Here is a 24,350-nt window from a genome sequence, read left to right as displayed (position 1 = left end):
CCGTATGTTGTGCTCTTTTAGTTCTTAGAAGGATCTACAGGTTTGTCCAACTCGTCTTTAGCCTTGTTTATTTCATCTTTCGCTTCGTTTACACCGTCTTTGAAGCTCTTTACGCCTTTGCCTAATCCGCGCATCAATTCAGGAATTTTCTTTCCACCAAAAAGAAGAAGGATAACCAAAGCGATAATAATCCATTCGGAACCACTGGGCAAAAAGCCTAACAATAATAAGTTTGTCATAAGTTTATTTGATATAAGAGGTTTTTAATAGTTGCTGCAAATATAATCATTTTCACCACAGATTACACGGATTCACACAGATTTATAGCTTATCTTTCGATTTATTGCTACTATATATTCTCTTCAATCTGTGTGAATCCGTGTAATCTGTGGTGAATTAATCCTGATAATATACCCGTTTCACCCGTGTCGATATACTTGTCAACACTTCATAAGGAATCGTTTCCAGCTTATCGGACAACACCGTAATCGGCAGATCATCACCGAAGATGATAGCCTGATCGCCTTCCCGACAATCAATATCCGTCACATCGATCATGCAAACGTCCATACAGATATTCCCTACATAAGGAGCTTTCTTTCCGTTCACCAGGCAATAGGCGTTGCCGCGTCCCAAGTGGCGGTTCAGTCCATCCGCATAACCGATAGGAATAGCTGCAATGCGTGAAGGGCGTACCAAATGCCCCATCCGGCTATATCCTACCGTATCTTCTTGAGGAACATCCCGGATCTGAAGGATGGTAGTCTTGAGCGTACTTACATTATGTATTATCGAATTGTCTATCGGGCTGACTCCATAAAGTCCGATTCCCAAGCGCACCATATCGTACTGTGCTTCGGGGAAACGTTCGATTCCTGCCGTATTACAGATATGACGGAGAATCTTATGAGAGAAGGCGGCCTGCAATTCTTGCGAACCTTTCTCGAACAATTCAATCTGTCCGCGGGTGAAAGCGTCGAACTGTGACGAATCACTTCCTACAAAATGAGAGAATACCGAACGGGGAATCACCGCGCTCTGATTCTTCAGTCGACGGATAAGCAATGGAATATCCTCTACCGCAAAGCCCAAACGGTGCATACCTGTATCAAGTTTCACATGAATGGGGAAGTTGGTGATTCCTTCTTTCTCCGCAGCTTTGATAAGTGCGTCGAGCAGATGGAAATTATAGACTTCCGGTTCCAGTTTATAATCAAACATGGTTTTGAATGCGGTAAGTTCCGGGTCCATAATGATAATAGAGGCGGTAATGCCTGCCTTGCGGAGTTCGGAACCTTCGTCAGCAACGGCTACAGCCAGATAATCGACATGGTGTTCCTGCAAACTCTTGGCAATTTCATACGAACCGGCTCCGTAAGCTGATGCTTTCACCATACAGATCATCTTTGTTTCCGGATGGCGAAGCATAGAACGGTAATGGTTCAAGTTGGCTACCATCGCCCCGAGATTTACTTCAAGAATGGTTTCATGCACCTTCAATTCGAGGGCTTCGGATACCAAATCAAAGTTGAACACGCGGGAACCTTTCACCAAAATCACTTCCGAATGAAGCGATTTGAGTATATTGGATGCAAGGAGTGCTTCTGTGTTAGGAAAGAAATAGCGTTCGAGATCATCATTAAAACGGGCGGAACAAGAAGATATCTCCTGCCCTACTCCAATCAGTTTATTAATCCCTTTGCTCTGTACCAATTGTGCTACACGCCGATAAAGCGTAGCGGTACTTTGTCCGGTTTCCAGTATATCCGACAGGATAAGCGTCCGTTTCAAGCCTTTCTTTTCCGAGCGGCGTACAAGGAAATCGAGAGCAATATCCAATGATGCCAGGTCTGAATTGTAGCTATCATTAATCAGTACACAGTTATTCTTCCCTTCTTTCACCTCCAGACGCATGGCAATCGGTTCGAGACGGGCCATCCGCTCGGTTATCTGGTCGGCAGGTGTCATCAGGTAAAGACAAGCTGCCAGACAATTCAGTGCATTTTCAATGGAAGCGTCATCGATGAAAGGAATACAGAAAGTATTATCCATCTCCAGATAACGATAAGATATAACGGTATGATCTTCTTTCTTGGTCACACGGCTAATATACAACGGGCGTTCAATGTCGGTACGGCTCCAGGCAATCTCACGCGCCGTCAGCATTGATTTTGCGACACAATTACTGATTAACTCGTTATCACCGTTGTAAATCACGACATCACAGTCTTTGAAAAGCGTCAGCTTTTCCATGCATTTCTCCTGCAAGGAGAAGAAGTTTTCCTGATGGGCACCACCGATATTGGTCAGAATACCAATGGTAGGCTTAATCATTCGTTTCAAAGCTCCCATCTCCCCCATCTCGGAAATGCCGGCTTCGAAAATACCCAGTTCGGCTTCTTCAGAAAGTTGCCACACAGAAAGTGGGACTCCGATCTGCGAATTATAACTGCGTGGAGAACGAACGATGCAACGATCCGGGCTAAGTAACTGATGCAACCACTCCTTCACAATGGTTTTTCCATTACTGCCGGTGATACCAATCACAGGGATTTTAAATTTATCACGATGTGTTTCAGCAAGCTTCTGCAAAGCTTTCAGAGGATTGGGAACGATGAGGAAGTTGAGAGTTGAGAGTTGAGAATTGAGAGTGGGCTGCGCACCATCATGCTGCATAGAACTCTCAACTCTCAACTCTCCATTCTCAACTTCTTTAAAGTCTTCTTCCGTAATTACAAAATTACGTACGCCCCGGTCATATAAATCGGGGATATAACGGGCTCCGCTGTTTCGTTTGGTAGTTAAAGCAAAAAAAAGAGTTTCTTCCGGAAAACTCAAAGAGCGGCTGTCTGTTAGCAGCCAATCAATAGTCGCTTTATGTTTGCCCACACGGCGGGCACCGATACTTTTGGCTATGGATTCAATCGCATATGACATAGTTCTGTTTCTTTTTGAAAATCTAAGTACGGGTATTTTCCGATAAGTCGTTCTATTTTTAACACTATTTGTCCTAAAAAGCGTTGATACGCCTCTGATTCGGGATGAAAGGGTTTGTGCGCCAAGTCCCGGCGGATGTCTTGCACAGCTACGATAACCTGCTTTGTTTCAGGAGAAAAGAAGGTTTCGGAGAAGCGTTCCCACAGGTAACGAATCGCCAGAGGAGACGGATGCAACATGTCATCGGCATAGAAGCGATAATCACGTAATTCATCCAATATGATTTCATAAGAGGGGAAATAGAACACTCGTTCCGGAAACAGTTGTTGCAATCGGTCGATGGCGAGCAGCAGAGTCGATTTGCTTAACTGGTTGGCGTGCATCCCGTCGCGTATATGACGGATCGGGCTGACTGTAAACAACCATTTCAGATCCGGATTCCGGGCTGACATTTCGGTGATGAGTGCTGTATAATCTTCTACAATTTCTTCTACAGACAGCCGGTAACGCAAAAAGTGACTCTCCGGCAATTGATGGCAATTAGCTACCACTTGTCCACTCTCCTTTTGTTTATAAACGTAAGCAGTTCCCATTGTCACCATCAGCCAGTTCAATTCCGGCAGTTTTTTATAAGCGTGGTGAAGACGTGAATTTATGGCATGCAATGTCTCTTCGGGCGTAAAAGCAGAAAAAGAGCCATGATGCATCGGGCTATGCCATAAATCTTTGTAGGCAAACAGATCTTGTTTGTTGTATTCCTTATTTCTTATAATCTCCCTCAAAGCAGATGAGACGGACAAAGGATTATAAAGAATACCAAAAGGATTCAGGTCCAGTTGAAATCCGGCATCCATTAATTGTCGCCCGATATTTTCCGCAAAACAGGACCCCATCAGAAGAATATGATCTGCATGACTGACCGACGGCATCCCGGCAGGTAATTCTACAGATGTTTGAAAGTTCATACGATTTTCCATCATTTCATTACGTTTCATGTGCAAAAGTAATCAAAAAACTATTTCCGCCCTCTTTTTCCTCACGATTCAATAATCTTAGGAAGCATAGAAAAACAGATACGTCTTTATACCGGATAAGATTTTATAAAAAAAAGGAGGTCGAATATACTTTCTTTTCGTATTTTTGCACTAAATTTCCTAGAATCATGAATAGTGAACCAACATATAACTTGTTAAACTCCATCAATTACCCCGAAGACCTACGTAAACTAACCGTAGAGCAACTACCGGAAGTATGTGGTGAACTAAGACAAGACATTATTAAAGAACTCTGCTGCAACCCCGGACATTTCGCCGCCAGCCTGGGGACCGTGGAACTAACCGTAGCTCTGCACTACGTCTACAATACACCATACGACCGTATTGTATGGGACGTGGGGCATCAGGCATACGGCCACAAAATTCTTACAGGACGCCGTGAAGCATTTTCCACAAACAGGAAACTCGGTGGAATCCGCCCTTTCCCGTCTCCGGAAGAAAGCGAATATGATACTTTCACGTGCGGACACGCTTCCAATTCTATTTCTGCCGCTCTTGGTATGGCTGTCGCAGCCGCCCGGAAAGGAGACGCCAAACGCCATGTAGTAGCCATTATCGGCGACGGATCAATGAGTGGCGGACTGGCTTTTGAAGGACTGAACAACGCATCTGCCACGTCGAACAACCTGCTCATTATCCTGAATGACAATGATATGGCAATCGACCGCAGCGTAGGAGGCATGAAGCAGTATCTTTTCAACTTAACGACTTCCAACCGCTATAATCAGCTACGTTTCAAGCTCTCGCGCATGCTGTTCAAGCTTGGCATTTTAAACGAAGAACGCCGCAAAGCGCTCATCCGTTTCGGAAATAGCCTGAAATCAATGGCGGCACAGCAACAGAATATTTTTGAAGGGATGAATATCCGTTACTTCGGTCCGATAGACGGACACGACGTAAAGAACCTGGCAAGAGTATTACGTGATATCAAAGATATGCAAGGACCTAAAATCCTGCACCTGCATACTATCAAAGGAAAAGGATTCGGACCGGCAGAGAAACACGCTACCGAATGGCATGCTCCCGGCAAATTCGATCCCGTCACCGGCGAACGTTTCATTGCCAACACCGAAGGAATGCCCCCGCTTTTCCAGGACGTATTCGGAAATACACTGGTGGAACTTGCCGAAGCCAACCCGAAGATTGTCGGTGTCACTCCCGCCATGCCCAGCGGCTGTTCGATGAATATACTAATGGAGAAAATGCCGAAACGCGCTTTCGATGTCGGTATTGCCGAAGGACATGCGGTTACCTTCTCCGGAGGAATGGCTAAAGACGGACTGCAACCGTTCTGCAATATCTATTCTTCTTTTATGCAACGGGCGCATGATAATATCATCCACGACGTAGCGATTCAGAATCTCCCAGTTGTTTTGTGTCTCGACCGCGCCGGACTGGTTGGCGAAGACGGTCCTACTCATCACGGAGCTTTTGATATGGCATGTTTACGCCCGATCCCTAATCTGACTATCAGTTCCCCGATGGACGAACATGAATTACGTCGCCTGATGTATACGGCACAATTGCCGGACAAGGGACCGTTCGTGATCCGCTACCCCCGTGGACGCGGCGTACTGGTGGACTGGAAATGTCCGCTGGAAGAAATTCCGGTAGGAAAAGGACGGAAACTGAAAGAGGGTAGCGACCTTGCAGTGATTACTATCGGACCGATAGGAAACGTAGCCGCCCGTGCCATCACCCGGGCAGAAGCAGATTTAGGTCTGTCCATCGCCCATTACGATTTACGATTCCTGAAACCGCTGGATGAAGAATTGTTGCATGAGGCAGGACGTAAATTCCAACGTATCCTGACCATCGAAGACGGAATTATCAAAGGCGGTATGGGTAGCGCTGTCCTCGAATTTATGGCAGACAACGAATACAAACCGACCGTGAAGCGTATCGGTATCCCTAATATATTTGTAGAACATGGGGCAGTTGCCGAACTATACCAACTGTGCGGCATGGATGAAGAAGGGATTCTGACTAAAATAAAAGAATTTATCAATTGACATGAAGATTATTATTGCCGGTGCCGGCAACGTAGGCACCCATTTGGCCAAACTGTTATCGCGCGAAAAGCAAGATATTATCTTGATGGATGATGACGAAGAGAAACTAAGTGCTCTTAGCGCCAACTTTGACTTGCTGACTGTTGCCGCTTCTCCTTCTTCCATCTCCGGATTGAAAGAAGTGGGCGTCAAAGAAGCCGACCTGTTCATCGCAGTCACACCGGACGAAAGCCGCAACATGACTGCCTGTATGCTGGCTACCAACCTGGGAGCCAAAAAGACAGTGGCGCGTATCGACAACTATGAATATCTTCTACCCAAAAATAAAGAGTTTTTCCAGAAGCTAGGAGTAGATTCGCTGATTTACCCGGAAATGCTGGCTGCTAAAGAAATCGTATCTTCCATGCGCATGAGCTGGGTACGCCAATGGTGGGAATTCTGTGGAGGTTCGCTGGTTCTGATTGGTACGAAGATGCGCGAAAAGGCTGAAATCCTGAATATACCGCTGCACCAATTAGGCGGTCCCAACATTCCTTACCATGTAGTAGCCATCAAACGCGGAACGGAAACGATTATCCCTCGCGGAGACGATGTTATTAAATTGCATGATATTGTTTATTTCACCACTACCCGCAAATACATTCCTTATATACGTAAGATAGCCGGCAAAGAAGACTATGCCGACGTACGCAATGTAATGATTATGGGAGGTAGCCGTATCGCAGTCCGTACCGCACAATATGTGCCGGACTATATGCAGGTGAAAATAGTGGATAATGACCTGAACCGTTGCAACCGTCTGACAGAGCTACTGGATGACAAAACAATGATTATCAACGGAGACGGTCGCGACATGGACCTGCTTATCGAAGAAGGGCTAAAGAATACCGAAGCATTTGTAGCCCTGACCGGCAACTCGGAAACGAATATCCTGGCCTGTCTCGCCGCCAAACGCATGGGAGTGGAAAAGACGGTGGCAGAAGTGGAGAACATCGACTATATCGGTATGGCAGAGAGTCTCGACATCGGCACGGTTATCAATAAAAAAATGATTGCTGCCAGCCATATCTACCAAATGATGTTGGACGCCGACGTGTCTAATGTAAAATGCCTAACTTTTGCCAATGCGGACGTTGCAGAATTCACCGTACCGGAAGGAGCCAAAATAACCAAACACCTGATTAAAGACCTGGGACTTCCCAAAGGCACCACCATCGGAGGAATGATCCGTAACGGAGAAGGTATCCTGGTGACAGGTGATACGCAAATCCGCCCCGGCGACCATGTAGTCGTATTCTGCTTAAGCATGATGATTAAAAAGATTGAGAAGTTCTTTCACTAAGTATCAACAAATACTTGTATATGATTAACTCGAAGATGATATTCCGGATTCTGGGTTTTCTGCTTCTGATAGAAACAGTTATGCTATTATGTTGTGGGGGTGTTTCTCTTTTTTATAAGGAGAATGACTTGCAGAGTTTTCTGGTTTCATCGGCTATTACCACTAGCATCGGTATTCTGTTGCTCGCCATCGGGAAAGACGCAGTGAAATCCCTGAATCGCCGTGATGGATATGTCATAGTCAGTGTAGCATGGGTCACCTTTTCCCTTTTCGGAATGTTACCTTATTATATAGGAGGGTATATCCCAAGTGTTACGGATGCATTTTTTGAAACGATGTCCGGGTTCAGCAGTACGGGTGCCACCATCTTGAATAATATAGAGTCAATGCCTCATGGAATACTTTTTTGGCGGGCTATGACGCAATGGATAGGCGGTTTGGGTATTGTATTCTTCACCATTGCCGTTCTGCCGATTTTCGGTGTGGGTGGGATTCAGGTGTTTGCAGCAGAAGCCAGCGGTCCTACTCATGACAAAGTGCATCCCCGTATTGGTATCACTGCCAAATGGATTTGGGGTATTTATGCCGGAATGACAGGGACATTGATTGTCTTATTAGTATTTGGAGGTATGAGTGTGTTTGACAGTATATGCCATGCTTTCACGACAACCAGCACTGGCGGATTTTCTACCAAACAAGCAAGTATCGAATATTATCATTCACCCTATATAGATTATGTAATCTCTATTTTCATGTTTCTTTCGGGCATCAACTTCACGCTATTACTGTTGATGTTCAATGGAAAAATAAAGAAGTTCATTCATGATGCAGAGCTAAAGTTCTATTTCTGGTGTGTCTCTTTCTTTACTATATTTATTGCAGTCTGGCTTCATCAGACTTCTTCTATGGAGATAGAAGAGGCGTTCCGTAAATCACTTTTCCAAGTGATTTCCTTGCAAACTTCTACGGGATTTGCCACAGCCGATTATATGCTTTGGCCTTCTATTCTTTGGGGATGCCTTGTAATAGTGATGATCATCGGAGCCTGTGCCGGCAGTACAACAGGAGGTATAAAATGTATTCGTATGGTTATCCTGTTTCAGGTTGTGAAAAACGAATTCAAACATATTCTTCACCCTAATGCCGTGCTCCCGGTGCGAGTTAACAAACAGGTTATTTCTCCTTCCATCCAGTCTACAGTATTGGCCTTTACTTTTTTATATGCAGTCATCGCTATCATCAGCATACTTATCATGATGGGGCTGGGAGTCGGTTTTCTGGAATCAATCGGAACCGTAATCTCAAGTATGGGTAATATGGGACCGGGACTCGGTACATGCGGCCCGGCTTTTTCATGGAGTCAATTGCCTGATGCCGCCAAATGGCTGCTTTCTTTTTTAATGCTCTTGGGACGTTTGGAATTGTTTACAGTATTACTACTTTTCACTTCCGATTTCTGGAAAAAGAATTAAGAATTCAATAAAGGTAGTCTCTTTAATGCAAAAGCTACAATAAGACATACATTATCAAGCTATTACAAAGAGTACTTATCTATTCATATATTCTCAACGATACTCACTGTAATGAGAAAAAATACTCATCGCAATGAGAAAAAGTTCTCATTACAGTGAGAATTCTTTCTCATTACGGTGAGTATTCTATCGTATTTGTACGTTGTTATCGCATCATATCTTTCTAAGTAAAATCTTTCTTACAACAGGCTTATTTATTTCATAAATCTTATTGATAAGAACATCCATTTCCTGTTGGCGAGCATCACGGACAGCTTCAAACATCATCTTTGAATACATATCACGACGTCCCTTCAACCAAACGTTTTTATCCAAGTTTTCATCCATCACCTCGATCGCTTTTCTGTCGTCAGCATACAACAATCCCTTTTGCTGGAAAAAGCCGAATTCACACCACGCATATTCTCTGAATGTTCTTTCAATTTCCCAACGATATTCATTCAGGTGCATCACCGTCAATGCTTGTTGGTACTGGGGAGTTTTGGATTCAGCAGCAAGATTAATGCCCTTTGCCAGTTCATCTCCACTCCAAGTTCCAATTTCTTCATCGTCTATCAACAACTTATAATTGCCTTTTAGTCCTGTTACTTTCAACGTTTCACGGTTCATCTCTTCCATAAAAGGAACAACTTTCAGCACTTCTGCCTGGCTCTTTTTCTGTCCCCAACCACGAGCAATAGTATCTAAAGGATAAGGAAGAGCTTCTGCCAAATAGTCAAAACTCAAATCTTTTCCATTCTTCTTTATATTTGAAACGGTACAATTTTCCGACTTAACGGCTTGTTTTTTATTAGCATTAATCTCCATATCCGCTACTTCCTTACCTACAAATCCCTGGGCTTTCAGGAAAAGATAGGCCATTACCATGTGTCCGTCGTTATCGGGATGAATACGGTCACTGCCACAAAGGGTAAAGGTAGGATCTTTCTGCTGATATTGCTGATTAATAGCTGTCATAGGAGCATTTAAATCGGTAAATTCCCAATTATTCTTAGCTGCCGATTCTTTCTGATATTCAACAAGCCGTTTGATGGTTTCATTTTTTGTCTTGAACGGTGTATTCTCTTTGAGTTGTACGGTTTCATCATACGGAGAAGTCCCGACCATCACGATACGGGTATCAGGAAGATCTTTAAAACGTTTCTCCATCTGCTGGTAATTCTTTATACTTTCCTGATATTTCTGCTCACCGAATTCTTTGGGCTTATCACCGTTATATTCAAAATATCCGGAATCATTCATACCAAAAGTAACCATCAACACGGAAGGTTTCATCGCAAAAATATCACCATCCAGGCGTTTATTCATATCATACGCCGTATCTCCACCAATACCACCGTTGAAAACACGGATAGGCATATCCGGAAAACGAGTCATATAATATAACCAGATGTATGAATGGTAATGCCCACCATCCGTTATACTATTTCCCAGGAACACTGCTCTCTCACCCTCCTTAAAAGGTTTCACAGTTTGTGCAAACGCAGCAGTACATGTCATACAAGCCGCTGCAATCAATACAAAAAGTTTTTTCATGTCTTAATTTCTATTTTATAAACTGTTATTTTCATTATGAACGTTTTCTTTATTTTTTGAGAGGATCATATACGGCAACTGCCACGCGTGAATCGGCACAGCCATAATATAAGAACCATTTCTGATTGTGGAATACAAGCCCTTCTATAAATACGGTTCCGGCTGGATATTGTCCGCTCTTTTCAAAGTCTGATTCGGGAATATAGAAAGGTTTATCCAAGCGATCGATTAGTTTAGTAGGATCTTTGGCATCAAATAAGGCTTGTCCGGCGCAATAAGAGTTGGCTGTATACAGTGTGTCTCCTTCTGCGCCCGATTTATTTTTGCCGTTATAAAATAAAAGGATTCCTTTGTCAGTCAGGATGGCAGGAGGACCACATTCGGTCAGGTCACTGTCGAACTTACCTGCGCGGGGAGTCATCACTTTCAGGAATTCTCCATTTTCATCCAACATCGGTTCCCAGTTGACAAGGTCCGTGGAAGTGGCTACATTCACAAACTTTTCTCCCCAGTACATCCAGTATTTGCCGTCAATCTTGGCAATCACTTGTTTGCCGTCAATTAATTTGGTTACGATAGAGGCAGATTTGGAAAATTCATCCATGAATCTTCCGTTGTATGCTTTTGCGAAAGCCGGTCCATGTTTTTCCCACGTTTGAAGATCGCGCGAGGTGGCCACTGCCAAACGTGCCTGTTTGCGGTTCCATTGTGTGTAATGCATTACGTAAAGCCCGTCTTCTGTTACAGCAACACGTGGGTCTTCGCAACCGCCGGGATTTTCCAGTTCTTTCTGACTGTCGTCTGCCGGATAAAATACAGGTACGGACATTCGTTTGAAGTGTAGTCCGTCGTCAGAAGAGGCATATCCCAAACGGGAGGTACGTGATCCGATACCGATTGCCGAGTTGTCTTCAGCCCGGTAGAAGACTACTACTTTCCCATCATAAACAGTAGCAGCGGGATTAAACGTATCACTCGCTTCCCATGCTACTGACTCCTGTCGCATCGGACAATAGAAAAAGGTAGTAGTGTCAGGAGAAATAATCGGATTAATTCCTTCCGGACGCTGGAAATCTGCCCACGCCCAATCCGGGAATTCTGCTGTTTGCTTCTTCTCGCCACAGGAAGTGATTAATGCGGCAGCCATCAGTAGATAAGCTATGTTTTGTAGTTTTCTTTTCATTTTCACGTTTGATGTTATAAATAAGTGCTCTTACAAAATTATCTTATATCATAAATTTATATACCTCGTTGATTTGCTTTAAGGGAAAGAGGGAGGCGTCACTTTAGTTCCCCACTTCACGTCAGGCTTGGACGAAGTAGTGTATTCTATTGTAGCCCCATTATTCAGTTGATCCCAATCGATCCATGTACTGTCATACGGTTTACCGTTTAGCTTCATGGACTTGATATAAATATTCTTTTCCGAACCGCCTTTTATCACCATATCCCCTTTCTTTAAATGAACTTTCACGGATGAGAATATCGGAGTGTTCACCGTAAAGCCTCCCACTCCCGGTATTTCGGGATAAAGACCGATACAAGCGAACACATACCAGGCGCCCATCGTCCCTAAATCATCATTGCCCGGCAAACCATCAATTTTACTTGAATACTGTTCATTCAATACACGGTTAATAATCTCCTGTGCTTTATAGGGAGTTCCGACCCAGTTGTATATCCAGGGAATGTGAAAGCTCGGTTCATTGCCGGAAGCGAACCAGGCATCATTATAGCCGGCATCCAGACGAGTAAAGAATTCATCCAGGCGTTTTTCTGCCGCTGCTTTGCCTCCAATGATTTCTATCAGACCGGCAATGTCGTATGGCACCATCCAGAAATAATTCTTATAGGTCGATTCACGGAAATCTTCAGTCAGTGGTTTCCACGAACCATCGGGATTGCGTGATTGCAACCATCCGGTTTCCGGGTTATACAGATTCTTCCATGAACGTGCAAAATGGAAATAACGCCAGCTTGCAAACTCATCTCCTACGGCATGTAAGGCAAATTGTGCGATTGCAAAATCAGCGGAAGTATATTCCAATTGTATAGAAGCGTTGTAATATCCTTTATCCAAATACTGTTTCAGGCCCGGACGAGCCTCAACCTCCTGTGACATTGCTCCCGGTTCTTCCGCTCCTTTTCTCATGGTTTTGAAAATCGGTTTCGGGTCATAATTGCGAGCACCAAAAGCGTAAGCATTGGATATCAGGATAGGAGTCGGATCTCCTTGCATCACGCCGGTCTCTATATTAGCCATCACCCAACGCGGGAAAGCACCACCAGCTTCTTCGGCAAACAATTGGTGAGAAATAACAATATCAGAGGCTACTTCAGGATCAAGGATTGATAATAGTTGAATCTGTGTACGATAGGTATCCCAGTTGCTAAAAGAAGTATAGTGCTTGGAACGGGATTTATGCACTCTGAAGTCAGCTCCCATGTATTCTCCGTTCACATCGCTGCATACATTCGGGTGAATGAATGAACGATACAGATGAGTATAAAATTGAGTGGTACGATCCGGATTGGTTCCTTCTACTTCAATCTTACCCAAATAATGATTCCATTTGGATTCTGCCTGATTCTGAATCTGCAGGAAATCCCATCCGGTATTCTCCGCTTTCAGATTCTCGCGTGCATTTTCTACTGATACATAAGAAACCCCAATCTTATATTGGATATTTTTCTTCTTATTTACATCAAAAGTAAAATAGACTCCGGAGTATTCTCCTTCAGCAAAAGTCGTGTTCGGCTTCAGTTCATCTCTTTTCCATGTTCCCGATTCCAACGCATCCGTATCAAACTCTGCTACAAAATAGACTTTATACGGTGTACGGAGTCCACAGAAATTACCGCCTTCTGCATATCCTTCACACTTATTCGGTGCAGTAATAACGATGGCGGCCTGCTCTATCGGAGTTGCGGAAATGCCTCCACCGATAATTACCGTACCATATTGCTGATCTGCCGGATATTCATAACTCGCCATACCGGTTCTTTCGGTTACTGTCAGTTTTGCATGAATATCTTCCTGCACCTTTGCTTCATAATAACCGGCATGTCCTTTTTCTTCAGAAATATTGATACGGTAATTGAGAATATTGTCCGGAGACATCTTCAGTTTACCTTTTACCGGAAAAGTGGGAAAGTTACCCATGTGCTCGCAACCGCCACCACTCAACTGATTGATGACGAATCCGGAACGTTTGGAAAAATAAGAGGGAGTGAACTGCACCATTCCATAAGGATAGGTGGCTCCGGGATAAAGATATCCCGAAGTCAAACCCACGCCCTTCGTTCCTATCAGGGTATTTACCTGACGGGCATAATTACTCCCGGCGCTCTGCGCCGAGAGACTCCCCCACCCTCCAATCAAAACCAATAATAAACCTGTTAAAATTTTATTTTTCATACTGTATTCTTCTTATATCTTTTTAGTTTCTTATTCTTTCGACAATGAGAAGGGAGCGGCATACTTCGACGTACATCGTTCTTTATTCGGTTGACTTCCCATTTCAAAACGGATAATTCCTCCGTCTGCTATATCGTCGTATCTGATAAAATTCTTATCCAACACACGTCCATTTAAGGTAGCAGACTGGATATAGAGATTCTCTTTACTATTGTTGTTCGCTTCAATCACGAATTTATTACCGTTTTCCATCGTTATAGTAGCTTTCTTAAATAACGGACTGCCAATTACATACTCATCCGTACCCGGACAAACGGCATAAATGCCTAATGAGCTCAAGATATACCATGATGACATACCACCTTGATCTTCGTCTCCCGGATATCCTCTTTCTGTGGAATTATACAATCTTTCAACGATCTGACGCACCCAATACTGGGTTTTCCACGGTTGGCCGGCATAGCTATACAGATAAGGCATGTGCTGAATCGGCTGATTGCCGTGTGCATATTGTCCCATACCCGACAATTCCATTTCTTTCATTTCATGGATCACTCCTCCGTAAGTTCCCGGTTTAATAGTGCTGGGAAGGGTGAATACCGAATCCATTTTGGTCGTAAATCTTTGGTCGCTTCCGAACAAGTCTATTAATCCTTCTACATCATGGAATACGGACCAGGTATAATGCCAGGCATTACCTTCGCAGAAAGGTCCACCCCACTCCAATGGGTCAAACGGTTCCTGCCATTTACCATCAACGCCTTTTCCACGCATAAAACCGATAGACGGATCGAATACGTTTTTATAATTATACATCTGACGGGCAAAGACTTCCTGATAGTGTTTGTTTCCGGTCATTTTAGCCAGTTGGTAGCCACAGAAATCATCGTATGCATATTCCATTGTCTGTGCACTCGATCCCATTGATTCCGGATAAGGAACATATCCCAGTTCAAAATATTCTTTCCAGAAACCACGTCCGTTGGCACCTCCCCAAGGACCTTTATTCATGGCTTCGTGCGCGTATGCTTTTAAGGCTTTCTCCGGATCAAAAGTCCGAATCCCTTTTGCCCACGCATCTGCCAATAATGAAATGGAGTGATTACCCAACATTCCTCCTGTTTCTCCGGGAGCTGACCAGGAAGGTAACCATCCGCATTGTTCTTGTGCGGCAAGCAAGGCATTCATGTAACGTCCCTGCATGGTAGGATGAAGAATATTAGTTAATGGAAATTGAGAACGGAAAGTGTCCCAGAAGCCATTATCTGTATACATATATCCATCATATACTTTGCCGTCATAAGGACTATAATAATAAGGTTCTCCATTCGCTTTACGTTCATAGAATTTGCGTGAGAAGAGATTGGCACGGAACAGGCAGGAGTAGAAAGTCTTCATTTGTTCGTCTGTTCCACCTTCTACCTGGATTCTGTTCAATAATTCATTCCACGTTTTATGTCCACGTATTTTGGTGGCTTCCAAATTCTTATCTTTACCCAGTTCGTCGTTCAATGTAATCACAGCCTGCTCTGCGCTGATATAGGAAGAGGCAGCCTTTGCCTGTACTTTCGATCCTTTCTTAAATTTGATATAAGCACCATAGCCTTTGCCTTCTCCTTCCAACTTTTTAGGATAAATCTCATCTTTCTGATTTTCCCACATACCGTAATCCTCAAATGCTTTGTCGAACTGCACTACAAAGTAACTACGGAATGTCTTAGAGTTATTTACAAAACGTTGGTTATTCACCCAACCGGAGATTTGTCTCTTTGCCGGATCAATCTTAATTTCACTCATATCCGTATATCCGTCAATTACCAGATAGGCGTCTTCGGTAGAGGGATAAGAAAAGCGTAAATGTACACCACGAGTAGTTGGAGCCATCTCGGTTGTAATTCCATTATCCAGCATCACTTTATAATAATGCGGCTTGGCAATTTCATTATCATGGCTGAACTTCGTTGCCCGCATCTCCTGATTAACGACTAACTTCCCTACCATCGGCATAAAGGAATACACTGCATAATCACTCATCCACGGACTGCATTGGTGAGACTGGCAGAATCCTCTGATATTATCTACCGCATATTGATATTTCCAGCCTTCTCCATTTTTCCCTGTTTGGGCAGACCACGTATGCATGGCATAAGGCATACCGGTAGTAGGGTATGTATTTCCATAACTTAATCCGAAATGAGAGTCGGTACCTTGCAGTGTATTGACATATTGCACAAGGTCTTTCATTTGGGCATATATACTTGTTGATAAGAAAGAGAAAATTACTAAATAAATGAGCTTGTTCATGGTTATTTTTTTATGTGTTACATCTATTTCACTTGGCAAATCGAAACAACTATATCTATTTATTACCATAAGAATACCCTGCCAGTCATCTGTACGGAAAGGGGACGCCGGAAGGTTAACTCCATTGTATAAATTACAAATTGGATTATCTGCCCAAGCATAACGCACTGCTATTGGGAAAGCAACTTCAGGAGATGAGACGATGATGGAATTACCATCAATCACAGCATCAGCCCAATGAAACTTATGATCAACGTCAGAGATAGTAAATCCTTTTACTCAAGTGGAGCATCGTTATCGTACAATGATTCCCAATTAAATACACGGTAGAAATAAGGACGATAGAAGTCAGCACTACCCGGTGCATTGAAATTATCCCAAAAGTTGGAACAGTCTGTATTGGTAGAGATCACCAATTCACCGGTACGTGATAAAGCCGGATGAATATTTACCATATAAACATGTTGATAACGTTGTTCGCCAATCTTATCAAGAAATTCGGGCAATGTAAAGAGAGTCTTTTGGTCGACAAACGGCCCATAAGGGTGCTTACTACGGAACATCAGCACGTCTCTCCCGAACCACATGGATTGTCCGATCATGTAGTAGGTATCACCTTTTTTAAATACCCAAGGCATAGAACATGCACTTTCCAAAGGGATAATTGTAGAATTTTCAGCATCTTGGGTTGAGGGGTACTGCGTTGTCCACGAGAAATGTCCTTGCGGATCGGCCACATAATATTCCCACTGGCTGCCAAGGTCGCGTGTAGCGGTACGTGCCACAGCCACCTTATAATTGGAAGTTGTGTAAAGATAGATATGTCCGTCTTCGTCTTCCCACATAGTGTCGCCATAACCTAAAGTGTGGTCGTTAAAATTATCATTACGACTGATAAGTTTCATATAAGTAGCATCACCCGGCTTTCCTTCCAAGCTATAAGTAGCCAAGCAAGTACCAAAGCGGCGCATCAAGTTGTTCGGATCGGTATTATCAACGGCTCCCCACAACATTTGCATCTGATTGTTATATATCGTAGCATCTCCTGCCCAATAAAGATAATCCTGATCGATTTCTCCAGCTTGTATTTTTTCATCCGATAGTGTAGCTTTCGGATGACGAATGTGAGTACGTACCTGATAGTATCTATCCGCATTAGGATCGTTGGTTTGTACGTAATCAGCTAACCAAACAAGATTTTCATCCTTCTCACCAGGTGTTTGTACCATAATACTGTTACGAGGGAAACTACAATTACCTCGTGAACGATTTTCATTGATTACGCCATAGAAGCTATCATTGAACGACCAAAATATATTCCCGTCAGGCAAACCAGTGGTGAACACACCGTCTCCTCCATTCCAGCCCAACGACCGAGTGAAAAGGGCATTGTATTTCAAGTCTTTGTAGACGAACACTTTCCAATATTGTCCTGATCGATTTGGCATTAGTTCGAGATTCCATTCGGAATCAATTTGAGGCATCTTCACTTCTGAATTGCCGTAATAAGGTTCTTGCTGGTCACCACATGCTCCTCCGGCGAGGAGTGCGATACTTAGGATAAGATGAATTGGTTTCATGTTTAATAAGATATTTAAGATTATTTAATTTGTTTCTGCACCTGTAAAGCCGATAATACAAGCCATAAAGGTTGACAAAAAGATGCGTCTCATAATGTTATACTATTAGAGTTTAGGATAAAGACGATTCAGGAATGAAAAACCACTAATTCGGATAATTCTTTCTTTAGATGTATTTGATTTACTATCATTGCTCGAATAATACAATGACCTTTTCACTGAATAATAATACGTGAAAAAAAAGTATTGTGTTTAGTGGTGTATATCTTGTCAATCGTCTTAATACAAATTCAAGTCGTGAATTAGTCTCGGCTTATTGGCTTTAAATTGTTTAATTTTAATTTTATAAGTTTTACTATGAAATTGTACATGAAATCATTAACGCTACTCCTATTTTTAGGAACAGTTGCGTCCTGTAATGACAGTTTCCTCGATCAAACCCAAACTTCGGATTTAAATCGTGAGACCGTTTTTGCAGATAGTACGTATACCGCCAACTTCCTGACCGGAATTTATACCGATATCGGGTTTGATATCAACTACAACCGATGGACATACCTTTTGGCTAATGGTGGTGGGCTGCAAAGCGCTTGTGACGAAGCTGAATTTTATCCTTCGTCAACCATCTGGACAAACATGATGTTTGCTACCGGTACGGTTAATCCGGTTACGGTGAGTGATGATGCATGGTCGAAATGCTACACTAACATTCGCCGGTGTAACGTATTCCTTGCCAACATCGACCGATCACCGATGGTACAGAGCCGGAAAGCTCAATACATATCCGAAGCACTTTTCTTGCGTGCCTGGTACTACTTCATTCTGATGAAACACTACGGTGGTGTACCTATTATCGGTAATAACGTGTATGATGCTACTTCGACAATGAAAACCTCGCGCAACACATGGGCGGAATGTGTAGAGTATGTGTCCCATCAATGTGACTCTATCGTCCAACTCAATGTACTTCCCGTGCGACGAACAGGTCAAGAAAACGGTCGCGCCTCATCGGCAGCGGCATTGGGTCTTAAAGCCCGTGTCTGCCTCTATGCAGCTAGTCCATTATTCAATGGAAGTGATTTCGCTCCTACTGATACCAAAGAATTAGTAGGCTATCCCTCTTATGATAAAGAACGTTGGAAAACGGCAATGGATGCTGCCCGCGCAGTAATCAACCTAGGAACCTATAATCTCTTTATTAGAAGTAAAGATTTGAACGGCAAAGCCGAACCAGGTTTCGGATTCTACGTCGTATTCCAAGCCGGTGATACACGAAATGCCAATTTAACCGATGATGATGGTAAAAACAATAACGGAGCCTTTGCCGGCAATATCCTCGACCGTAAGTATCAACGTGAGTCCGGACATGAAGCTGCTTACTATCCACCTAGTGGAAGTCACTCCGGAACACGCCACGGCGGGTACATATACAAAGAATTGGCAGATGCCTTCCCTATGATTGACGGTAAACCCATTAACAACAGCCAATACACATTCGATCCTCTGAATCCCGCTCAAAATCGTGATCCACGTTTCAACAACACCGTGATTTATGATGGTGCTTTGGTCCCTGCTGACGATACTTACAGTGCTACCACAGTTGTTAACACATGGATTGGCGTAGGGCAAACAAGCGATGCCGTATACCAAGGCACTGCCACTGGTTTCTATGTACGCAAGGGATGTGATCGCTTATGTAAAGGTAGTACATGGAACCCAAGCCGTCACAACGATCCACTGATACGTTACGCCGACATTTTACTGATGTATGCTGAAGCAGCCAATGAATATCATGGGCCCGATTTCGAAGAAACACTAGGCGGACAACAACTTGGTTGCTATCCCATATTAAAACTCATTCGCAAGCGTGCCGGCATCGAGCCCGGTGCAGATGGTATGTATGGACTTAAAAAGAATATGACACAAAAACAGATGCGCCAAGCCATTCAGGAAGAACGCCGCCTTGAATTTGCTTTTGAAGGACATCGCTTCTTTGATGTACGCCGCTGGATGATTGCTCCGCAAACCGAAAGCAAAACCATGCATGGCATTGAAATCACTCGCGCCACTGACGGAACAAAGACTTGGAAAGAATTTGATGTACGCACGCATGTATGGCGTCCGGCTATGTACTTCTTCCCAATTCCTTACAATGAAACGGTGAAGTCGAAAGATTTGCTACAGAATCCCTACTATAATTAATAAAATACCCTAAATATGAAACATAGCATACATTTGGCGGCAATAGCCTTGCTGACTACTCTGCTTGTGACATCGTGTGATACGTTCTCTGCTCCTGCTGATCCTGACAAAAACACGGAGCAGGTCAAAGACATATCAGGCACGTGGCAACTCACCACAGTGAGCCGCAACAGTAATGATATTACCGAAACCATGGACTTCAGCCAGTTCCAAATTGACCTGAAGAAAGATGGTAAGTACACAATTGAAAACTATCTGCCTTTTGTGGTACGCCACAATGGCACGTGGAAAGTTGACGATATCTATTATCCTTTTCGCCTCTATTTCACAGAGGATGGAGCCACGGAGCAGGCCAGTACCGATATCCTATTCCCCATTACCAATGGCGAACGTAACATCGTGATTACTCATAGCCCCGGGTGTGGTTCGAATACCTACACCTATGTATTCAAGAAAATATCAGAAAACTAAAAATCATAACGCTTTATGAAAAAGAAATTAATCAGCTTGCTTCAACGCAAACGGCACATCGTAGCGTTATCAACTATACTTATGACTTTCATCGTTATGAGTTGCCTCTTTATCGATTCTGTCGATATAACCCAAATGATAGATGGAAAAGCCGTAAACTATGCAAAGGCCGGAACGACTGCTACTTTCAAAATGCATGGACACATTAAGGTTCAAGGAGACCCACGCAATGACAAACGACTTGTTTTCGGTTTTTTGGCTCCTAAGAGTTGGAATCTGGCACAAAATGCCAGAGTTTCGTACACAGAAGATACATTTGATCCGAATATAGGTGAGCAAAACATGACGCTTATCCCATTGACCGAACAACCTAGCAACAAACCAGGATTGTCATGGTCGGCTGCTCTCATGCAGGAATACGGTGTCGGTACCAATATTCTGGAAGATATGGAATGGGCAGCCTATTGGACAAGACCCTATAACGGTGTCGCAGATGAAATTCATTTTACAATCTATGTCCGTGTACCGGTAGGAAACAAAAATCTGCGTTTCAAACCATCATTCTTTATTAACAGTACTGACGATAACTTCAGTACAAGTGCAGATGCAAAGAAATGTGAGGAAGCCGGATGTTTTGAGGTAGTAGAAGGTGAAGGACTTGTCACTGACTTCTGTAGTGAACACTTCAACAAAACCACTCCATTAACAGCATTGCAAAACGACTTTGTAACCTTTAGCTTCATTGGAGGCATGGACGACGAAAATGCACTTGTCAAGGCCGATAAGATCTATTTTGAAGGAACGGCGGTAGCTAGCGACGGACACCGTTATACCGTAAATGAGAAGAGTGACAAGACCCTGATGAAACGAGAGAATCAGTATACCAAAACATACAATATCACATTCTGGCCGGAAGGGTTCTTCAATGTACCTGAAGGAACAGAGCTTGTAAGTATTGAATATGCCTTCACTAATGCCGATGGATCTATCTCCGTTACACAGTCTGATGATGACTTCGTAATGTTAAATATACCTCTTCCTCCGCAGAAGGAACCATTCATATATACGTTCTATTGCGAGTGATAACCTTATATTCTACTGATAATGAAACAGAATATGTATAAAATGATAACGACGGGACTACTATGTATAGCTGCCGTCGCACTAAAGGCACAAGATGCACCGATAGATAGTGTGGATCACACTAAAAGTAATACCCTAGGAGCATCTTCGACGGTTTATACCAACGACTTGATAAAATATCAGTCAGCCACCATCCTTACCGGATTGCAAGGACGATTGAAAGGTCTTAATGTATCACCTTTCCGTGGCATGCAACTGTTACGGACTGATGCCAATACTAAATCCGATATAGTGGGAGCTATTCCTAATGTAGGTGGAGGTATCTACGGAGATAATTCGGAGTTTCTCATTTCAGCACGCGGACAATCGCCTGTAGCCATTGTCGACGGTGTAGAACGTGACCTGTATTCCATAGATCCCGAAGCCATTGAATCGGTTACCATTCAAAAGGATGCCCTTTCCAATATGTTTTTAGGAATGCGCAGTTCACGTGGTGCATTGATTATTACTACCAAAAATCCTGATGCAAAAGGTGGTTTCCATCTCTCACTCACCGGAAAGTTTGGTATATCCAGTGCATTGAAATCTGGCCCAAATCCACTTTCGGCTTATCAATATGCTTATTTGCTCAACGAAGCATTGCTCAATGATGGCAAATCACCACTCTATACGTATGATGATTTCGAAGCCTATCGTAATGGAACTTCCCCTTATCTGCATCCCGACGTAAATTGGAAAGATGCTATTATGAACAATTCTACTACGTCGCAAGCCTATAATCTGAATGTAACAGGTGGCGGACGGGTGGCTCAATACTTTGTAAGTTTGGGATATTACAGCGAAAACGGATTGTTCAAGACGAGCGATGCTAATAGCTACAACACCAATTTCAAGTACAACCGGTATCTCATCACATCGAAGGTAAACATCAACGTGACAGATGAATTTAAGGTAAGCATGTCTTTAATGGGACGTATAGAGGAAGGAAACCAACCTGGAGGTATTTCGGGGACAGGATACAGCGACCTTTTGAGCAACGTATGGCAAACTCCCAACAATGCTTATCCCGTCTTAAATCCCAACGGTACGTATGGTGGTAACGCTTCGTATACCCAAAACCTCTATGCACAGACCACTGGTTCGGGATATATCTCAAGCAATACCCGCGACGTCGTAGGAACCATTAATTTGAAATATGACTTCGATAAATTGGTGAGAGGACTTTCTGTTGGTGCAACGGGAAACATCTCATCGCAAGTGCGTAATGCTATCGTTCGTACTAAACAGGCACAAGTATTTCAATACAGCATAACCCAACAAGGCAACGAGGCTTATGACAAGTATGGAGATGTAAGTTCACAAACCAACAGTTACCGTTCAGTATCGACGTACCAATATATGTATGGCAAAATGTATGTAGACTGGGAACGCCAATTCGGTATGCATGGTGTAAAAGCTTCACTTTGGGGCGATACACGTACTATACTCAACAACTACGACCTGCCTATGATTCCGTCGAACATCGGACAGAAAGTTGAATACAATTACGATAACAAATACTTCGCGCAAGCAGCCGTAACGGAAAGTTATTACAACCGCTATGACAATGGACGTCGCTGGGGAACATTCTGGGCAGTAGGTCTGGGTTGGGATATCAGCAAAGAGAAGTTTATGGAGGCATCGAAGATAGACCAACTCAAGTTACGTGCCACATACGGTCATACAGGAAACGGAATCGACAATGCCGGTTACTTCAGCTATTTAAAGAGATACAATGAAGATGGCGGATTCTGGTATAGCAACGGTACATCCATGAGCAACGGAGGTTCAGTGTCAGAAATATCCCCATTGGCTAATACCCTCCTGACATGGGAAAAAGGAAGGAAGGTCAATGTAGGTTTAGATTTAACCTTGTTAAAGAATCGTTTGACTCTCTCGGCCGACTATTACAATGACTACTACTATGACATATTGCAATCACGTGGTAAGAGCATCGAATTGCTGGGTATTGCTTATCCGGCAGAAAATATCGGAAAAACACGTTACTACGGATTGGAAACACAACTTAGCTGGCAAGATCACATCGGTAAGGTGAACTATTATGTATCAGCCAACTGGAGTATGGAACAGAACAAACGGTTGTTCATGGACGAGCAATACGTACCTTACGACTATCTGAAAATGACAGGTCAACCCACCGGTACCATCTACGGATTGGTAGCTACCGGATTCCTCACAGCTAAAGACATAGCCGATGGTTATCCCGTAATGAACGGCTTCAACAATATTCAAGCGGGTGACGTGAAATACAAAGACATGAACGGTGACGGCGAAATCAACGAATTCGACCGTACTGTGATTGGTGGCGACAAACCGACTTGCTATTTTGGTATTGATTTAGGCTTTGAATGGAAAGGGTTGGAAGTTACAGCACTTATCCAAGGTGCTTACAACCGCGACTTATATAATAGCGACCGCACGTTGCTCGAAGGATTCCAAGTGATCGGACAAAGCTACGGACAAGCTTACACCAATTTGCTGAATCGTTGGACACCCGAAACTGCTGAAACAGCTACGTATCCGAGACTGACTGCCGGAGGCAATATGTACAACTACGGAAACAACTGGAACTCTTCACTCTTTGTACAGAACGGAAACTACATTCGTCTCAAGAACGCCACCGTATCGTACAAACTACCCGAAAACTTCTGCCGTAATTACTTAGGCGGACTGCGCGTGAAAATATTTGTACAGGGACAAAATTTACTCACATGGTCACGTACCCGCTTGCAAGACCCTGAAGTTACCTTCACCAGCTATCCGTTACAGCGCACCATTACGACTGGAATCAATCTTAACTTCTAATAAAAATGATGGA

15 protein-coding genes are annotated in these 24,350 nt (G+C 43.4%); 7 read left to right on the top strand and 8 right to left on the bottom strand.

The window, feature by feature from the left end; genetic code table 11:
* Positions 1 to 17: 17 nt before the first annotated feature.
* From tatA to Bovatus_RS21275, 3 genes are all read right to left on the bottom strand, one after another.
* The gene (tatA, locus tag Bovatus_RS21285) at positions 18 to 239 is read right to left on the bottom strand and encodes a twin-arginine translocase TatA/TatE family subunit (RefSeq protein WP_004301497.1); all 222 of its coding nucleotides are present in this window, start codon (positions 237 to 239) and stop codon (positions 18 to 20) included.
* A gap of 157 nt (positions 240 to 396) precedes the next feature.
* Complete coding sequence (locus tag Bovatus_RS21280; protein WP_015532379.1) at positions 397 to 2,937, bottom strand: bifunctional UDP-N-acetylmuramoyl-tripeptide:D-alanyl-D-alanine ligase/alanine racemase; 2,541 nt, start codon at positions 2,935 to 2,937, stop codon at positions 397 to 399.
* Positions 2,913 to 3,932, bottom strand: a complete 1,020-nt coding sequence (locus Bovatus_RS21275; RefSeq protein ID WP_004301494.1) for a GSCFA domain-containing protein — start codon at positions 3,930 to 3,932, stop codon at positions 2,913 to 2,915. Before Bovatus_RS21275 ends, Bovatus_RS21280 begins: the two co-directional genes overlap by 25 nt.
* 167 nt (positions 3,933 to 4,099) lie before the next feature.
* On the opposite strand from Bovatus_RS21275, the gene dxs reads away from it, so the two are divergent.
* From dxs to Bovatus_RS21260, 3 genes are read left to right on the top strand one after another with little or no spacing between them, the layout of a single operon-like run.
* The gene (gene dxs / locus Bovatus_RS21270) at positions 4,100 to 6,004 is read left to right on the top strand and encodes a 1-deoxy-D-xylulose-5-phosphate synthase (protein WP_004301493.1); all 1,905 of its coding nucleotides are present in this window, start codon (positions 4,100 to 4,102) and stop codon (positions 6,002 to 6,004) included.
* 1 nt (position 6,005) lies between these two features.
* Positions 6,006 to 7,346 carry a Trk system potassium transporter TrkA gene (gene trkA, locus Bovatus_RS21265; protein ID WP_004301492.1) on the top strand — a complete coding sequence of 447 codons (1,341 nt, stop codon included), beginning with the start codon at positions 6,006 to 6,008 and terminating at the stop codon, positions 7,344 to 7,346.
* Between the two features lie 20 nt (positions 7,347 to 7,366).
* On the top strand, positions 7,367 to 8,818 hold the full coding sequence (locus Bovatus_RS21260; RefSeq protein WP_004301491.1) for a TrkH family potassium uptake protein: 1,452 nt from the start codon (positions 7,367 to 7,369) through the stop codon (positions 8,816 to 8,818).
* Between the two features lie 213 nt (positions 8,819 to 9,031).
* On the opposite strand, the gene Bovatus_RS21255 is transcribed toward Bovatus_RS21260, so the two are convergent.
* From Bovatus_RS21255 to Bovatus_RS21235, 5 genes are all read right to left on the bottom strand, one after another.
* Positions 9,032 to 10,414, bottom strand: a complete 1,383-nt coding sequence (locus tag Bovatus_RS21255; protein WP_004301490.1) for an SGNH/GDSL hydrolase family protein — start codon at positions 10,412 to 10,414, stop codon at positions 9,032 to 9,034.
* A 49-nt stretch (positions 10,415 to 10,463) separates the two neighbouring features.
* Positions 10,464 to 11,597: a glycoside hydrolase family 130 protein gene (locus Bovatus_RS21250; protein ID WP_004301489.1), complete on the bottom strand. Its 1,134-nt coding sequence runs from the start codon at positions 11,595 to 11,597 to the stop codon at positions 10,464 to 10,466.
* A gap of 78 nt (positions 11,598 to 11,675) precedes the next feature.
* Positions 11,676 to 13,832, bottom strand: a complete 2,157-nt coding sequence (locus tag Bovatus_RS21245) for a GH92 family glycosyl hydrolase (RefSeq protein WP_004301488.1) — start codon at positions 13,830 to 13,832, stop codon at positions 11,676 to 11,678.
* A gap of 30 nt (positions 13,833 to 13,862) precedes the next feature.
* Positions 13,863 to 16,136, bottom strand: coding sequence for a GH92 family glycosyl hydrolase (locus Bovatus_RS21240; protein WP_004320975.1), 2,274 nt, complete (start codon positions 16,134 to 16,136; stop codon positions 13,863 to 13,865).
* Positions 16,137 to 16,411: 275 nt separating this feature from the next.
* Positions 16,412 to 17,716 carry a DUF5005 domain-containing protein gene (locus Bovatus_RS21235; protein ID WP_004301486.1) on the bottom strand — a complete coding sequence of 435 codons (1,305 nt, stop codon included), beginning with the start codon at positions 17,714 to 17,716 and terminating at the stop codon, positions 16,412 to 16,414.
* Positions 17,717 to 18,073: 357 nt separating this feature from the next.
* Here Bovatus_RS21235 and Bovatus_RS21230 point away from each other — a divergent pair, with 357 nt between their 5' ends.
* From Bovatus_RS21230 to Bovatus_RS21215, 4 genes are read left to right on the top strand one after another with little or no spacing between them, the layout of a single operon-like run.
* Positions 18,074 to 19,918: a RagB/SusD family nutrient uptake outer membrane protein gene (locus Bovatus_RS21230; RefSeq protein WP_004301485.1), complete on the top strand. Its 1,845-nt coding sequence runs from the start codon at positions 18,074 to 18,076 to the stop codon at positions 19,916 to 19,918.
* A 15-nt stretch (positions 19,919 to 19,933) separates the two neighbouring features.
* Positions 19,934 to 20,389 carry a DUF5004 domain-containing protein gene (locus tag Bovatus_RS21225; protein WP_004301484.1) on the top strand — a complete coding sequence of 152 codons (456 nt, stop codon included), beginning with the start codon at positions 19,934 to 19,936 and terminating at the stop codon, positions 20,387 to 20,389.
* A gap of 15 nt (positions 20,390 to 20,404) precedes the next feature.
* Entirely contained in the window at positions 20,405 to 21,472 is a 1,068-nt protein-coding gene (locus Bovatus_RS21220; protein WP_004301483.1) for a DUF4961 domain-containing protein, read from the top strand.
* Positions 21,473 to 21,505: 33 nt separating this feature from the next.
* Positions 21,506 to 24,337: a SusC/RagA family TonB-linked outer membrane protein gene (locus Bovatus_RS21215; protein ID WP_004320976.1), complete on the top strand. Its 2,832-nt coding sequence runs from the start codon at positions 21,506 to 21,508 to the stop codon at positions 24,335 to 24,337.
* The last annotated feature ends 13 nt before the right edge of the window (positions 24,338 to 24,350 follow it).

The organism is Bacteroides ovatus (genome assembly GCF_001314995.1).
In the GTDB taxonomy this organism is placed as follows: Bacteria; Bacteroidota; Bacteroidia; order Bacteroidales; family Bacteroidaceae; genus Bacteroides; species Bacteroides ovatus.
The sequence above is the reverse complement of the archived record's forward strand: the minus strand, read 5'-3'. Positions and strand labels throughout refer to the sequence as shown.